Below are 16,182 nucleotides of genomic sequence, written 5' to 3' on the forward strand. Positions count from 1 at the left end.
TTGAATGCATAACGACAAAGATCTCTCCACGTGGCAAACGTTCCGCCGGCTCTGGCCGATGATTGCTCCTTTCAAAACAGGCTTGATCGTGGCGGGCGTAGCGTTAATCCTCAACGCAGCCAGCGATACGTTTATGTTATCGCTTCTCAAACCGTTACTGGATGACGGTTTCGGTAAAACGGATCGTTCAGTGCTGCTATGGATGCCGCTGGTGGTTATTGGGCTGATGATCTTACGCGGAATCTCCAGCTATGTATCCAGCTACTGCATCTCCTGGGTATCCGGTAAAGTGGTGATGACCATGCGCCGTCGATTATTCAGTCATATGATGGGGATGCCGGTCTCATTCTTTGACAAACAGTCAACCGGCACCCTGCTGTCGCGTATTACCTACGATTCAGAGCAGGTGGCGTCGTCCTCTTCCAGCGCACTGATTACCGTTGTGCGTGAAGGCGCATCCATCATCGGCCTGTTCGCGATGATGTTCTATTACAGCTGGCAACTGTCGCTGATCCTTATTGTGCTGGCGCCGATTGTCTCCATCGCGATCCGCGTGGTATCAAAGCGTTTTCGCAACATCAGTAAAAATATGCAGAATACGATGGGGCAGGTGACTACCAGCGCCGAGCAGATGCTGAAAGGCCATAAGGAAGTGTTGATTTTCGGCGGTCAGGAAGTCGAAACCAAACGCTTTGACAAGGTCAGCAACAGAATGCGCCTGCAAGGAATGAAAATGGTATCGGCCTCGTCGATTTCCGATCCGATCATTCAGCTGATTGCCTCTCTGGCCCTGGCCTTCGTCCTGTATGCCGCCAGTTTCCCGAGCGTCATGGAAACCCTGACTGCGGGTACCATTACGGTGGTGTTCTCATCCATGATTGCGCTGATGCGTCCGCTGAAATCGCTGACTAACGTCAACGCCCAGTTCCAGCGCGGGATGGCAGCCTGTCAGACGCTGTTCAGCATCCTCGATTCCGAACAGGAAAAAGATGAAGGTACACGCGTGATCGAGCGCGCTAAAGGCGACCTGGAATTCCGTAACGTCACCTTTACCTATCCAGGCCGCGAAGTGCCGGCGCTGCGTGATATCAGCCTGTCCATCCCGGCGGGTAAAACCGTTGCGCTGGTCGGTCGTTCCGGTTCGGGCAAGTCGACCATTGCCAGCCTGATTACCCGTTTCTACGATATCGACCAGGGCGAGATCCTGCTTGATGGTCACGACCTGCGGGAATATACCCTCCAGTCGCTGCGTAACCAGGTCGCGCTGGTCTCGCAGAACGTGCATCTGTTCAACGATACAGTGGCGAACAACATTGCGTATGCCCGTACCGAAGAGTACAGCCGTGAAGAGATTGAGAATGCGGCGCGTATGGCCTATGCAATGGACTTCATTAACAAAATGGATAACGGTCTGGATACGATCATTGGCGAAAACGGGGTGCTGCTCTCAGGTGGTCAGCGTCAGCGTATCGCGATTGCCCGTGCGCTGCTGCGCAACAGCCCGATTCTGATCCTCGATGAAGCAACGTCCGCACTGGATACGGAATCTGAACGCGCTATCCAGTCTGCTCTGGATGAATTACAGAAAAACCGTACCTCGCTGGTTATTGCGCACCGTCTGTCGACCATCGAACAGGCTGACGAAATCGTGGTGGTGGAAGATGGCGTGATCGTTGAACGCGGCAGCCATGCGGACCTGCTGGAACAGCGTGGTGTTTACGCGCAGCTTCATAAAATGCAGTTCGGTCAATGATTGCACGCATCTGGTCGGGTGAATCCCCTCTGTGGGTGCTGCTTCTCCCGCTCTCCTGGCTGTATGGCCTGGTGAGCGGTGCTATTCGTCTGCTTTACCGCCTCGGGATCAAGCGCGCCTGGCGCGCACCGGTACCGGTGGTGGTGGTCGGCAACCTGACGGCGGGTGGAAACGGCAAAACCCCGGTGGTGATCTGGCTGGTAGAACAGCTCCATAAACGCGGTATCCGCCCGGGAGTTGTCTCACGCGGTTACGGTGGTAAAGCGGCGCAGTATCCACTGGTGCTGAGCCCAGCTACGACAACCGCTGAAGCCGGTGATGAGCCGGTACTGATTTACCAGCGTACCGGCGCGCCGGTTGCGGTATCGCCGGTGCGCAGTGATGCCGTGAAGGCACTGCTTGCGGAGCATGACGTACAAATCGTTATTACCGATGATGGTTTGCAGCATTACGCGCTGGCGCGTGACAAAGAGATCGTGGTCATTGACGGCGTGCGGCGTTTTGGCAACGGCTGGTGGCTGCCAGCCGGTCCAATGCGTGAGCGTGCGTCGCGCCTGAAGAGCGTCGATGCTGTGATTGTAAACGGTGGTGAAGCCAGAGCGGGCGAAATCCCGATGCATCTTCGTCCCGGACAGGCCGTGAATATGTTGACCGGCGTGCGTAAAGACGTCGCGCAACTGGAACATCTGGTTGCGATGGCCGGTATAGGTCATCCGCCGCGTTTCTTCGCAACGCTGGAGCAGTGCGGCGCAAAGCTTGATAAACGGGTGCCGCTCGCCGATCACCAGGCGTTAGTTGCCGAAGAGGTTGAAAGGCTGGCAGCGCCGGGCCAGACGCTGATCATGACGGAAAAAGACGCGGTAAAATGCCGGGCCTTTGCGAAAGAAAACTGGTGGTATCTGCCGGTTGACGCTGAACTCAGCGGCGAACAGCCGGAACATTTGCTCAAGGAACTGCTCGCGTTAGTGCAGTAACTTCTACGCGGTTCCGGTGGCGCTTTGACTGACAGGAAAACGCATGTCTCTACCGCAACTCTCACTTGCAGCCGCACGAAACCTGCATCTTGCCGCCCAGGGGCTTCTGAAAAAGCCCCGCCGCCGTGCGCAGCCAGCTGATATCCTCTCTACCGTGCAACGCATGTCGTTGCTGCAAATCGACACCATTAACATCGTGGCGCGTAGCCCGTATCTGGTCCTGTTTAGCCGCCTGGGAAACTATCCTCCGCAGTGGCTGGATAATGCGCTAAGTCAGGGCGAACTGATGGAATACTGGGCGCATGAAGCCTGTTTTCTCCCGCGCAGCGATTTTGCACTGGTGCGTCACCGCATGCTCGCCCCGGACAAAATGGGCTGGAAATACCGTCAGGAGTGGATGGTGGAACACGCGGATGAAATAGAGCAACTGATTGCCCATATTCAGGAAAACGGGCCGGTACGCTCCGCGGATTTTGAACACCCGCGAAAAGGCGCAAGCGGATGGTGGGAGTGGAAACCGCACAAACGCCATCTTGAAGGGCTGTTTACGTCGGGCAAAGTGATGGTGGTCGAGCGTCGCAACTTTCAGCGCGTCTATGACCTCACACACCGCGTTATGCCTCACTGGGACGATACGCGTGACCTGCTGTCTAAGGACGCTGCCGAAGCCATCATGCTCGGGAATAGCGCCCGCAGCCTTGGCATCTTCCGTCCACAGTGGCTGGCGGATTATTATCGTCTGCGTCAGCCGCAGCTAAAACCACTGCTGGAATCGTGGCAGCGCGAACAGCGCGTCATGCCGGTCTCGGTAGAGTCGTTAGGTGAAATGTGGTTGCATGCGGATTTGTTCCCTCTGCTGGCGCAGGCGCAGGAGGGCAAACTCCAGGCGACCCACAGTGCCGTGCTGTCGCCGTTCGACCCCGTTGTCTGGGACAGAAAGCGGGCCGGGCAGTTGTTTAATTTCAGCTACCGTCTGGAATGCTACACTCCGGCGCCCAGGCGGCAGTATGGTTATTTTGTTTTGCCGCTGCTGCACAAAGGCCAGCTAGTCGGGCGCATGGACGCTAAAATGCACCGTAAAACCGGCATGCTTGAAATTATCGCGCTCTGGCTTGAAGAGGGCATAAAGGTGACGGCTGGCCTGGAAAAAGGGTTAACGACTGCGCTCAGTGAATTTGCGCGCTGGCAGGGGGCGCATGAAATTGTACTCGGTCGCGTGCCTGCGGGGCTGTTTACGACCTGTCGAGGTGGCTGGGAAACAGGCACTCCCTGAAAAGGGAATGTGATAAGCTTTAGCGATTACCCATACGGAGGAACTATGGATCACCGTTTACTTGAAATTATTGCCTGCCCGGTGTGCAACGGCAAACTGTATTACAGCCAGGATAAACAAGAGCTGATTTGCAAACTGGACAGCCTGGCGTTCCCGCTGCGTGACGGTATTCCGGTCCTGCTGGAAAATGAAGCCCGTTCCCTGGTGGCAGAAGAGATCAAACCATGAGTTTTGTTGTCATTATCCCTGCGCGTTATGCTTCAACGCGCCTGCCAGGTAAACCGCTGGTGGATATCAATGGCAAACCGATGATTGTGCATGTCCTTGAACGGGCACGCGAATCGGGCGCCGGACGCGTCATCGTCGCCACCGATCACCCGGATGTTGCGCGCGCGGTTGAGGCCGCGGGTGGGGAAGTGTGCATGACCCGTGCCGATCATCAGTCAGGCACCGAGCGCCTGGCGGAAGTCGTCGAAAAATGCGGTTTCAGCGACGAGACGGTGATTGTGAACGTGCAGGGCGATGAGCCGATGATCCCGGCGGCGATTATCCGTCAGGTGGCCGACAACCTGGCACAGCGTCAGGTCGGGATGGCGACCCTCGCGGTGCCGATTCACCACGCTGAAGAGGCGTTCAATCCGAATGCGGTGAAAGTGGTCATGGACGCAGAGGGCTACGCGCTCTATTTCTCCCGCGCCACCATTCCGTGGAATCGCGATCGTTTCGCGCAATCGAAAGAGACAATCGGCGAAACCTTCCTGCGCCACATCGGTATTTACGGCTACCGCGCCGGCTTTATTCGTCGCTACGTCGCCTGGGCACCAAGCCCGCTGGAGCATATTGAAATGCTCGAACAGCTTCGCGTGCTGTGGTACGGCGAGAAAATTCACGTTGCGGTTGCCCAGGAAATCCCAGGCACCGGCGTGGATACCCCTGAAGATCTCGAGCGCGTACGCGTCGAAATGCGTTAATTCGCTGGCATCCCCTCGTCTGGGGGGATGCTCTCCCGCCAGGCTATTTTCCTTTTCTTTTTCATTATTGATCTCTACCGGGTGACATCCGGGTTTCGCGCGCTCATTATAAAAGCAGTAGTCTTAATGGGGGTAATCTCATATGGAACAGCTGCGTGCTGAACTCAGCCATCTCCTTGGCGAAAAGCTAAGCCGGGTGGAATGCGTGAATGAAAAGGCCGATACCGCACTCTGGTCGTTGTACGACAGTCAGGGAAACCCCATGCCGCTGATGGCCAGAAGTTTTACCTCGCCGGGCGTCGCCAGACAGCTGGCCTGGAAAATGTCGATGCTGGCGCGGGAAGGGACTGTCCGCATGCCGACGGTCTACGGCGTGATGACCCATGAGGAGCATCCCGGCCCGGATGTTCTGCTTATCGAGCGTTTACGCGGGGTTTCTGTTGAAGCCCCGACGCGTACACCGGAGCGCTGGGAACAGCTGAAAGATCAGATTGTCGAGGCTCTGCTTGCCTGGCATCGGCAGGACAGCCGGGGTCTTGTTGGCGCGGTGGACAGCACGCAGGAAAACCTGTGGCCGCTGTGGTATCGCCAGCGTGTTGAAGTGCTGTGGGGCACGCTGAACCAGTTCAACAACACCGGTTTAACGATGCAGGACAAACGTATTTTATTCCGCACCCGGGAGTGTCTGCCGACGCTGTTTGAGGGCTTTAACGACAACTGCGTGCTGGTTCACGGCAATTTCACGCTGCGCAGTATGCTTAAAGACTCGCGCAGCGACCAGCTGCTGGCGATGGTCGGGCCGGGGATCATGCTCTGGGCGCCGCGCGAGTACGAACTGTTCAGGCTGAGCGAGGGCGGGGCGGCGGAAGATTTGCTCTGGCACTATCTTCAGCGCGCCCCTGTTGCGGAGGCCTTTCTCTGGCGACGCTGGCTCTATCTTCTCTGGGATGAGGTGGCGCAGCTGGTCAACACCGGGCGCTTTAATCGCGCCAGTTTCGATCTGGCCGCAAAATCACTCCTGCCCTGGCTTGCCTGACGAACCTTTGAGCCACTGCCAGAGGCGGCCAAGCGTCTCGTAGCCGACGCGATCGCTGTGCATCAGCCATACCGGGGACGGGATTATCCGTTCCCACGGATTGAGCGGGGCGTCAATAGCCATCTGGTTTGCCGGAGCAGGAAGCGGATGCAGGCCCTGCTTCTCAAAGAAAATCATTGCGCGCGGCAGGTGTGAAGCAGAGGTCACCAGCAGGAACGGTACATCACCGATGGCCTGTTTCACCGCCGCCGCCTCTTCTTCGGTATCTTTTGGGCTATCCAGCGTGATGATGGCGGAACGTGGTACGCCAAGCGATTCAGCCACTCTTGCTCCTGCTTCAGCGGTACTGACCGGGTTGGTTTTTGCCGCAGCGCCCGTGAAGATCATCTTCGATCCAGGATTGGCCAGCCACAGGCGGATCCCCTCGTTCAGGCGCGGCAGGCTGTTGTTGATCAGGTTCGAGCTGGGCGCCCAGTTCGGATCCCAGGTATACCCGCCGCCCAGCACGACGATATAGCCCACCTTCTGATTTCCCTGCCATGCCGGGTAGGTGTTTTCAATCGGACGTAATAAACCGTCAGCGACCGGTTGCAGGCTGAGTAACAGCAGCGCCAGCCAGCCCACGGTAACGAGGGATTTACCGCTTTTCTGAAAGCGGCTAAACCATATCAATGCCAGCCCCAGCGCGATGAGAAGCAACAGCAGGGGAAGGGGAAGCATCATGCCTCCGATATATTTTTTTAGGGTAAAAAGCATCCTTTTTGGTTCCTTTTTTAACCATACAGCAGGCGATTGTCGGTGATATTACACCAGAGTGGTTCATTCTCCGCGCGGGTGTGACAAAATAGCGGTTTTGTAGTGAGTGGAACCCTCCCAATGCGGGATCGCAATTTTGATGACATCGCGGAAAAGTTTTCGCGCAACATTTATGGCACCACCAAAGGTCAGCTTCGTCAGACGATCCTCTGGCAGGATCTGGACAAGCTGCTGGCTGAATTCGGTGGCCGACCGTTGCGCGTGCTGGATGCCGGTGGTGGGGAAGGTCAGACTGCAATTCTGATGGCGCAGCGGGGACATCACGTCACGCTTTGCGATCTTTCTGCCGAGATGGTTGCGCGCGCAGGGCGAGCGGCAGAAGAGAAAGGTGTGAGCGACAACATGCATTTTATACATTGCGCCGCTCAGGACATTCCGCAGCATTTGGAAACGCAGGTTGATCTGATATTGTTTCATGCTGTGCTCGAATGGATCGCCGAACCACAAGCGATGTTAAAGACGCTGTGGTCGATGTTGCGCCCGGGCGGTGCGTTATCGCTGATGTTTTACAATGCCAACGGCCTGCTAATGCGAAACGTGCTGGTCGGCAATTTTGGCTATGTACAGCAGGGCATGTATAAAAAGAAACGACGCACGCTTTCACCGGATTTCCCCCGTGAACCGCAGCAGGTCTATGGCTGGCTGGAGGAGATCGGTTGGGAAATTACCGGCAAAACCGGCGTGAGGGTGTTTCATGATTATCTGCGTGATAAACAAAAACAGGATGACTGTTTAGACGCCTTAACAGAAATAGAGACGCGGTACTGCCGCCAGGAGCCTTATCTGAGCCTTGGCCGCTATATACACGTCACCGCGCGCAAGCCGCAGATGCAAGGATAATCTATGAGTGAATTTTCCCAGACAGTCCCCGAACTGGTTGCCTGGGCCAGGAAAAACGATTTCTCCATCTCGCTGCCGGTAGACAGACTCTCATTCCTGCTGGCGGTTGCGACGCTAAACGGCGAACGCCTGGATGGCGAAATGAGTGAAGGCGAACTGGTGGATGCGTTCCGCCACGTCAGTGATGCGTTTGAGCAAACCAGCGAAACCATTAGCGTGCGTGCCAACAACGCAATCAATGATATGGTGCGTCAACGTCTGCTGAACCGCTTTACCAGCGAGCAGGCGGAAGGAAACGCCATCTATCGTCTTACGCCACTGGGTATTGGCATTACCGACTATTACATCCGCCAGCGCGAATTTTCCACGCTGCGTCTCTCCATGCAGCTCTCTATTGTTGCAGGCGAGCTGAAGCGTGCCGCTGACGCGGCTGATGAAAACGGTGACGAATTCCACTGGCATCGCAACGTTTACGCGCCGCTGAAATATTCGGTTGCCGAGATTTTCGACAGTATCGATCTGACTCAACGTCTGATGGACGAACAGCAGCAGCAGGTGAAAGACGATATCGCTCAACTGCTTAATAAAGACTGGCGTGCGGCCATCTCCAGCTGTGAACTCTTGCTGTCAGAAACGTCCGGTACGCTGCGTGAGTTGCAGGATACGCTGGAGGCGGCGGGAGATAAGCTACAGGCTAATCTGCTACGCATTCAGGACGCGACGATGGCGCACGACGATCTGCATTTTATCGACCGTCTGGTGTTTGATTTGCAGAGCAAGCTTGACCGCATTATCAGCTGGGGCCAGCAGTCGATCGACCTGTGGATCGGTTACGACCGCCACGTGCATAAATTTATCCGTACCGCCATCGATATGGATAAGAATCGCGTCTTTGCTCAACGTCTGCGCCAGTCGGTACAGACCTATTTCGATGCGCCGTGGGCGCTGACCTACGCCAACGCCGATCGTCTGCTGGATATGCGCGACGAAGAGATGGCGCTGCGTGATGAAGAGGTCACCGGTGAACTGCCGCCGGATCTGGAATACGAAGAATTTAACGAAATTCGCGAGCAGCTTGCGGCGATGATCGAAGAACAGCTCGCTGTCTACAAAACCAGACAAGCACCGCTGGATCTTGGCCTCGTGGTACGCGACTATCTGGCGCAGTATCCGCGCGCGCGCCACTTCGATGTTGCCCGCATTGTTGTAGACCAGGCGGTGCGCCTGGGCATCGCACAAGCCGATTTCACCGGACTGCCGCCGAAGTGGCAGCCGATTAACGATTACGGAGCCAAGGTACAGGCGCATGTCATTGACAAATATTGAAAACGTGATGCCAGTTAAGCTGGCACAGGCGCTGGCGAATCCGTTGTTTCCGGCGCTGGACAGCCAGCTGCGTGCCGGTCGTCACATTGGCCTTGACGAGCTGGATAATCACGCCTTTTTGATGGACTTTCAGGAGTACCTGGAAGAGTTTTACGCTCGCTATAACGTTGAGCTGATCCGCGCGCCGGAAGGGTTTTTCTACCTGCGTCCGCGCTCTACCACGCTTATTCCGCGCTCGGTGCTTTCCGAACTGGATATGATGGTCGGCAAAATTCTCTGCTACCTCTATCTCAGCCCGGAACGTCTGGCGAATGAAGGGATCTTCACCCAGCAGGAGCTTTACGATGAGCTGCTGTCGCTGGCGGATGAAAGCAAGCTGCTCAAGCTGGTGAATAACCGCTCAACGGGGTCCGATCTGGACCGTCAGAAATTACAGGAAAAAGTTCGCTCTTCCCTGAACCGTCTGCGCCGTCTGGGAATGGTCTGGTTCATGGGTCACGACAGCAGCAAGTTCCGTATTACCGAATCGGTCTTCCGTTTTGGCGCCGACGTGCGTGCGGGTGACGATGCGCGTGAAGCGCAGCTGCGCATGATCCGTGACGGTGAAGCGATGCCGGTGGAAAACCATTTGCAGCTCAATGACGAGCACGAAGAGAATCAGCCGGATAGCGGGGAGGAAGAGTAATGATTGAACGCGGTAAATTTCGCTCACTAACGCTGATCAACTGGAACGGCTTCTTTGCCCGAACATTCGATCTGGATGAGCTGGTGACAACGCTCTCCGGCGGTAACGGGGCGGGTAAATCCACCACCATGGCGGCCTTCGTGACGGCGCTGATCCCTGACCTGACCCTGCTGCACTTCCGTAACACCACTGAAGCGGGCGCCACGAGCGGCTCTCGTGATAAAGGTCTGCACGGTAAGCTGAAAGCGGGCGTCTGTTATTCAGTGCTGGACGTGATCAACTCCCGCCATCAGCGCGTGGTTGTAGGCGTGCGTCTGCAACAGGTTGCTGGCCGCGACCGTAAAGTAGATATCAAACCGTTTGCGATCCAGGGACTACCAACCTCCGTACAGCCGACCGCGCTGCTGACGGAAACCCTGAATGAACGTCAGGCGCGCGTCCTCACGCTCCAGGAGCTGAAAGACAAGCTGGAAGCTATCGAAGGCGTGCAGTTTAAGCAGTTTAACTCCATTACCGACTACCACTCTCTGATGTTCGATCTCGGTGTGGTAGCCCGTCGTCTGCGCAGCGCGTCAGATCGTAGTAAATACTACCGTCTGATTGAAGCCTCCCTGTACGGCGGTATCTCCAGCGCCATTACTCGCTCCCTGCGCGACTACCTGCTGCCGGAAAACAGCGGCGTGCGTAAGGCCTTCCAGGATATGGAAGCCGCGCTGCGTGAAAACCGCATGACGCTGGAAGCGATTCGCGTCACACAGTCTGACCGCGACCTGTTTAAGCACCTGATCAGCGAAGCCACCAACTACGTGGCGGCGGACTATATGCGCCACGCCAACGAGCGCCGTATTCATCTCGATCAGGCGCTGGAATACCGCCGCGAGCTGTTTACCTCCCGCAAACAGCTGGTGGCTGAGCAGTATAAGCATGTCGAAATGGCGCGCGAACTGGGCGAGCACAACGGTGCGGAAGGGGATCTGGAAGCCGATTACCAGGCGGCCAGCGATCACCTGAACCTGGTACAGACCGCGCTGCGTCAGCAGGAAAAAATCGAGCGCTATGAAGCCGATCTGGATGAGCTGCAAATTCGTCTTGAAGAGCAAAATGAAGTGGTGGCCGAAGCCGCCGATTTGCAGGAAGAGAACGAAGCCCGCGCGGAAGCCGCCGAGCTGGAAGTGGATGAGCTGAAAAGCCAGCTTGCTGATTACCAGCAGGCGCTGGACGTGCAGCAGACGCGTGCGATTCAGTACAACCAGGCGTTGCAGGCGTTGCAGCGTGCCAAAGAGCTGTGCCATCTGCCGGACCTGACCCCGGAAAGCGCTGACGAATGGCTGGATACCTTCCAGGCCAAAGAGCAGGAAGCCACTGAGAAACTGCTTTCTCTCGATCAGAAAATGAGCGTGGCGCAAACGGCGCATAGCCAGTTTGAGCAGGCGTACCAGCTGGTGGTGGCGATCAACGGTCCGCTGGCGCGTAACGAAGCGTGGGACGTTGCCCGTGAGCTGCTGCGCGACGGCGTCAATCAACGCCATCTGGCCGAACAGGTGCAGCCGCTGCGCATGCGCCTGAACGAGCTGGAACAGCGTCTGCGTGAACAGCAGGAAGCCGAGCGTCTGCTGGCGGAATTCTGCAAGCGTCAGGGTAAAAATTACGATTTCGACGAGCTTGAGGCCCTGAACCAGGAGCTGGAAGCGCGTATTGCGGCCCTGTCGGATACCGTATCGAACGCCAGCGAACAGCGCATGACGCTGCGTCAGGAGCTGGAACAGCTTCAGTCGCGTTCGAAGACGCTCTTACAGCGTGCGCCGATCTGGCTGGCTGCACAAAGCAGCCTGAACCAGCTCAGCGAACAGTGTGGCCAGGAGTTTTCCTCCAGCCAGGACGTCACCGAATACATGCAACAGCTGCTGGAGCGCGAGCGTGAAGCGATTGTTGAGCGTGACGAAGTGGGTGCGCGCAAGCGTGACGTCGATGCAGAGATTGAGCGTTTAAGCCAGCCTGGCGGCTCAGAAGATCCGCGCCTGAATGCCTTAGCCGAGCGTTTCGGCGGCGTGCTGCTGTCTGAAATTTACGACGATGTCGGCCTGGACGATGCGCCGTACTTCTCCGCGCTGTACGGTCCATCCCGTAACGCGATTGTGGTGCCGGATCTGTCGCTGATTTCTGACCAGCTTGCAGGGCTGGAAGACTGCCCGGAAGATCTCTACCTCATCGAAGGGGATCCGCAGTCGTTTGATGACAGCGTATTCAGCGTCGACGAGCTGGAAAAAGCGGTGGTGGTGAAAATCGCCGATCGCCAGTGGCGCTATTCGCGCTTCCCGGAACTGCCGCTGTTTGGCCGCGCCGCGCGTGAAAACCGTATTGAAAGCCTGCACGCCGAGCGCGAAACGCTTTCTGAACGTTTTGCAACCCTGTCGTTTGATGTTCAAAAAACGCAGCGTCTGCATCAGGCGTTCAGCCGCTTTATCGGCAGCCACCTGGGCGTTGCCTTTGAGCCCGATCCGGAAGCTGAAATTCGCAAGCTCAACACCCGCCGTGGTGAGCTGGAGCGTGCGCTTGCCAGCCATGAAAATGACAACCAGCAAAGCCGCGTGCAGTTCGAGCAGGCGAAAGAGGGCGTTGCGGCCCTTAACCGCATCCTGCCGCGCCTGAACCTGCTGGCGGACGATACGCTCGCCGACCGCGTGGACGAAATTCAGGAACGTCTGGACGAAGCGCAGGAAGCGGCGCGCTTTGTGCAGCAGCACGGCAATCAGCTGGCAAAACTGGAGCCGATGGTTTCCGTTCTCCAGAGCGACCCGGAACAGTTTGAGCAGTTAAAAGAAGATTACGCCTGGTCACAGCAGGTGCAGCGCGAAGCGCGTCAGCAGGCGTTTGCCCTGACGGAAGTAGTGCAACGTCGCGCACACTTCGGCTACTCCGATTCAGCAGAAATGCTGAGCGGGAACAGTGATCTTAATGAAAAGCTGCGCGAGCGTCTTGAGCAGGCCGAAGCAGAGCGTACGCGCGCCCGTGAAGCGATGCGTACTCACGCCGCACAGCTGAGCCAGTACAGCCAAGTCATGGCCTCGCTGAAAAGCTCCTTCGACACCAAGAAAGAGCTGTTAAACGATCTGCATAAAGAGTTGCAGGACATCGGCGTTCGCGCCGACAGCGGTGCAGAAGAGCGGGCGCGTATTCGCCGCGATGAACTGCATGCTCAGCTCAGTAACAACCGCGCGCGTCGTAATCAGCTGGAAAAAGCGCTGACCTTCTGTGAAGCAGAGATGGACAACCTGACGCGACGCCTGCGCAAGCTGGAGCGTGACTATCATGAGATGCGTGAACAGGTTGTGACCGCGAAGGCGGGGTGGTGCGCGGTGATGCGCATGGTGAAAGATAACAACGTGGAGCGTCGTCTGCATCGTCGCGAGCTGGCGTACCTGTCAGCCGATGAACTGCGCTCTATGTCGGATAAGGCGCTGGGCGCGCTGCGTCTGGCGGTGGCGGATAACGAACACCTGCGCGACGTGCTGCGTATGTCCGAAGATCCGAAGCGTCCTGAGCGCAAAATTCAGTTCTTCGTGGCGGTTTATCAGCACTTACGCGAGCGTATTCGTCAGGACATCATCCGTACCGACGATCCGGTGGAAGCGATCGAACAGATGGAGATCGAGCTGGGCCGTTTGACGGAGGAGCTGACCTCCCGCGAGCAGAAGCTGGCAATCAGCTCCCGCAGCGTGGCGAATATTATTCGTAAAACCATTCAGCGCGAGCAGAACCGTATCCGTCAGCTGAACCAGGGCCTGCAAAGCGTGTCGTTTGGCCAGGTCAACAGCGTGCGGCTGAACGTGAACGTGCGTGAGGCGCACTCCACACTGCTGGACGTGTTGTCTGAACAGCACGAACAGCATCAGGATCTGTTCAACAGTAACCGCCTGACCTTCTCCGAAGCGCTGGCGAAGCTATATCAGCGTCTGAATCCACAGATTGACATGGGCCAGCGTACGCCGCAAACCATCGGCGAGGAGCTGCTGGACTACCGCAACTATCTGGAAATGGAAGTTGAGGTTAACCGTGGCTCAGACGGCTGGCTGCGCGCGGAATCCGGTGCGCTCTCTACCGGTGAAGCCATCGGTACCGGTATGTCGATTCTGGTGATGGTGGTGCAGAGCTGGGAAGATGAAGCGCGTCGTCTGCGCGGCAAAGACATCTCGCCATGCCGTCTGCTGTTCCTCGATGAAGCCGCGCGTCTCGACGCCCGCTCCATCGCCACGCTGTTTGAGCTTTGCGAGCGACTCGATATGCAGCTCATCATCGCGGCGCCGGAAAACATCAGTCCGGAAAAAGGGACAACCTATAAGCTGGTGCGTAAGGTGTTCCAGAACAGTGAACACGTACACGTCGTGGGCCTGCGTGGTTTCGCCCCGCAGCCACCGGAGTCATTACCGGGCACGGCTGACGCCTCTTAACCCGGGGTGCGACAAATAGCGGCGCTCATGCGCCGCTTTTTTTATTCACTTAACTTGTGTTCAGGGCTGCGTTATCTTTAAACTTCTTTACATAAGGTAAGGCAGCAGCGAGTATGCCTTTCTATACTGAAGGAAAGCTCCAGAATAATGGGCATGTCGTGAAAAACAGGGGGCAAGGGATGTTGCTTAAGAAAAATCGTGGTCGTCAGCTGTCTGCGCTGAGTTTGTGCCTGACAGTGATGTTTGCTCCACTGTTTACCGCTCAGGCCGATGAGCCTGAAATTGTACCGACTGACAGCTCCGCGACGATGGGCGCGCAGCCGACGTCGCTGTCACAACCGCTGGATCAGTCTCCGGCGACGGCCATCATGGCCGGCATTAAACCGCTGCCGGAAGGCATCGATACTGAATCATTACGCCAGCAGCTTATGACCGGCCTGCCCTCGGGCTATACTCCCGCTTATATTAACCAGCTCACGCTGCTTTACGCTGCGCGCGATATGAAACCGATGTGGGAAAATCGCGAGGCGGTACGAGCCTTCCAGCAGCAGCTGGCTGAAGTGGCGATTTCAGGCTTTCAGCCGCAGTTCACGACCTGGGTTGAGCTCCTGACCGACCCTGCCGTTACCGGACAGGCGCGTGACGTGGTGCTGTCTGATGCCATGATGGGCTACTTACAGTTTGTGGCGGGGATTTCGGTGAACGGCAACCGCTGGTTATACAGCAGTAAACCGTACAAGCTGGCGACGCCTGCGCTGTCCGTCATTAATCAGTGGCAGCTGTCGCTGGATAACGGCGAACTGCCGCGCTTTATCGCAAGCCTTGCGCCTGCCCATCCGCAATATGCCACGATGCATCAGTCGCTTCTTGAGCTGGTCGCGGATTCCCGCCCGTGGCCTCAGCTGCGTGGCACCACAACGCTGCGTCCGGGGCAGTGGAGCAGCGATGTGCCTGCGATCCGCGAAATTATGAAACGCTCCGGCATTCTTGACAGCGGCCCTAAAATTGCGCTGCCCGGTGACGAGACGCAAAATGCGGTCGTCAGCCCCTCGGCGCCGGTAAAAGAGAAAACGGCCGTTGCGTTGAGCAATAAGCCCGCCGCTTACGATCGCGAGCTGGTCGCCGCAGTGAAGCAGTTCCAGGCCGCGCAGGGGCTTGGCGCTGACGGCGTGATTGGTCCATCTACTCGCGACTGGCTGAACGTCTCTCCGGCCCAGCGGGCAGGGGTGCTGGCGTTGAATATCCAGCGCTTGCGCTTGCTGCCGGGCACGTTATCCACCGGCATTATGGTCAACATTCCGGCGTACTCCCTGGTCTACTATCAGGACGGTAGCGAAGTGCTGGCGTCCCGCGTGATTGTCGGCCGACCTGACCGTAAAACGCCAATGATGAGCAGCGCGCTGAATAACGTGGTGGTTAACCCGCCGTGGAACGTGCCGCCGACGCTGGCGCGCAAAGATATCCTGCCTAAGGTCTGGAATGACCCGGGTTATCTGGAGCGACACAACTATACGGTGATGCGGGGCTGGAACAGCAAAGAAGCGATTGACCCCTGGATGGTCGACTGGTCAACGATTACGCCTTCGAACCTGCCGTTCCGTTTCCAGCAGGCACCGGGCGCACATAACTCGCTGGGACGTTACAAATTCAATATGCCAAGTTCGGACGCTATCTACCTGCATGATACCCCGAACCATAATCTGTTTCAGAAAGATGCACGCGCGCTCAGCTCGGGCTGTGTCCGCGTGAACAAGGCCTCCGAGCTGGCGAATATGCTGTTGCAGGATGCAGGCTGGAACGATACGCGGATATCAGATGCCCTGAAGCAGGGGGATACGCGTTACGTCAATATTCGCCACAATATTCCGGTCAATCTTTACTATCTGACGGCGTTTGTAGGCGCGGACGGACGCACCCAGTATCGTACAGATATTTACAATTATGATCTGACAGCGCGATCCGGCGCACAAATTTTGCCAAAAGCGGAACAATTAATCAGGTAAATGAAGTAGTTCGGTAAAAATGATTGTCGTAAGTTATGGTGAATATGAGGCGATCTG

Annotated in this window: 12 protein-coding genes; 11 read left to right on the forward strand and 1 reads right to left on the reverse strand. The window is 56.8% G+C overall.

Features of this window, described 5'->3' with window-relative positions:
* Window positions 1–4: 4 nt before the first annotated feature.
* The 6 genes from msbA to ACWKXX_RS03305 all read left to right on the forward strand — a co-directional run bounded on the left by msbA (window position 5) and on the right by ACWKXX_RS03305 (window position 6,007).
* Complete coding sequence (gene msbA, locus ACWKXX_RS03280; RefSeq protein WP_017693697.1) at window positions 5–1,753, forward strand: lipid A ABC transporter ATP-binding protein/permease MsbA; 1,749 nt, start codon at window positions 5–7, stop codon at window positions 1,751–1,753.
* The gene (gene lpxK, locus ACWKXX_RS03285; RefSeq protein ID WP_015570966.1) at window positions 1,750–2,727 is read left to right on the forward strand and encodes a tetraacyldisaccharide 4'-kinase; all 978 of its coding nucleotides are present in this window, start codon (window positions 1,750–1,752) and stop codon (window positions 2,725–2,727) included. Before msbA ends, lpxK begins: the two co-directional genes overlap by 4 nt.
* A gap of 43 nt (window positions 2,728–2,770) precedes the next feature.
* Window positions 2,771–4,000, forward strand: a complete 1,230-nt coding sequence (locus ACWKXX_RS03290; protein ID WP_096205417.1) for a winged helix-turn-helix domain-containing protein — start codon at window positions 2,771–2,773, stop codon at window positions 3,998–4,000.
* Between the two features lie 45 nt (window positions 4,001–4,045).
* Window positions 4,046–4,228: a protein YcaR gene (gene ycaR, locus ACWKXX_RS03295; RefSeq protein ID WP_003858220.1), complete on the forward strand. Its 183-nt coding sequence runs from the start codon at window positions 4,046–4,048 to the stop codon at window positions 4,226–4,228.
* The gene (gene kdsB, locus ACWKXX_RS03300; protein WP_261666333.1) at window positions 4,225–4,971 is read left to right on the forward strand and encodes a 3-deoxy-manno-octulosonate cytidylyltransferase; all 747 of its coding nucleotides are present in this window, start codon (window positions 4,225–4,227) and stop codon (window positions 4,969–4,971) included. The genes ycaR and kdsB overlap by 4 nt, the downstream gene beginning before the upstream one ends.
* A 142-nt stretch (window positions 4,972–5,113) precedes the next feature.
* A complete protein-coding gene (locus ACWKXX_RS03305) occupies window positions 5,114–6,007 on the forward strand; it encodes a YcbJ family phosphotransferase (RefSeq protein ID WP_003858216.1) in 894 nt (297 codons plus the stop codon).
* Here the strand turns inward: ACWKXX_RS03305 and elyC are convergent.
* A complete protein-coding gene (gene elyC / locus ACWKXX_RS03310; protein WP_261666332.1) occupies window positions 5,984–6,763 on the reverse strand; it encodes an envelope biogenesis factor ElyC in 780 nt (259 codons plus the stop codon). The two genes, ACWKXX_RS03305 and elyC, sit on opposite strands and share 24 nt — an antisense overlap.
* A gap of 120 nt (window positions 6,764–6,883) precedes the next feature.
* On the opposite strand from elyC, the gene cmoM reads away from it, so the two are divergent.
* From cmoM to ldtD, 5 genes are all read left to right on the forward strand, one after another.
* Window positions 6,884–7,663, forward strand: coding sequence for a tRNA uridine 5-oxyacetic acid(34) methyltransferase CmoM (gene cmoM, locus ACWKXX_RS03315; RefSeq protein WP_063158309.1), 780 nt, complete (start codon window positions 6,884–6,886; stop codon window positions 7,661–7,663).
* Window positions 7,664–7,666: 3 nt separating this feature from the next.
* On the forward strand, window positions 7,667–8,989 hold the full coding sequence (gene mukF / locus ACWKXX_RS03320) for a chromosome partition protein MukF (RefSeq protein ID WP_015570962.1): 1,323 nt from the start codon (window positions 7,667–7,669) through the stop codon (window positions 8,987–8,989).
* Entirely contained in the window at window positions 8,970–9,674 is a 705-nt protein-coding gene (gene mukE / locus ACWKXX_RS03325; RefSeq protein ID WP_049132609.1) for a chromosome partition protein MukE, read from the forward strand. Before mukF ends, mukE begins: the two co-directional genes overlap by 20 nt.
* The gene (gene mukB / locus ACWKXX_RS03330; RefSeq protein WP_261666331.1) at window positions 9,674–14,122 is read left to right on the forward strand and encodes a chromosome partition protein MukB; all 4,449 of its coding nucleotides are present in this window, start codon (window positions 9,674–9,676) and stop codon (window positions 14,120–14,122) included. Before mukE ends, mukB begins: the two co-directional genes overlap by 1 nt.
* A 179-nt stretch (window positions 14,123–14,301) precedes the next feature.
* Complete coding sequence (gene ldtD, locus ACWKXX_RS03335) at window positions 14,302–16,125, forward strand: L,D-transpeptidase (protein WP_261666330.1); 1,824 nt, start codon at window positions 14,302–14,304, stop codon at window positions 16,123–16,125.
* The last annotated feature ends 57 nt before the right edge of the window (window positions 16,126–16,182 follow it).

The organism is Enterobacter sp. UPMP2061, from assembly GCF_053709615.1.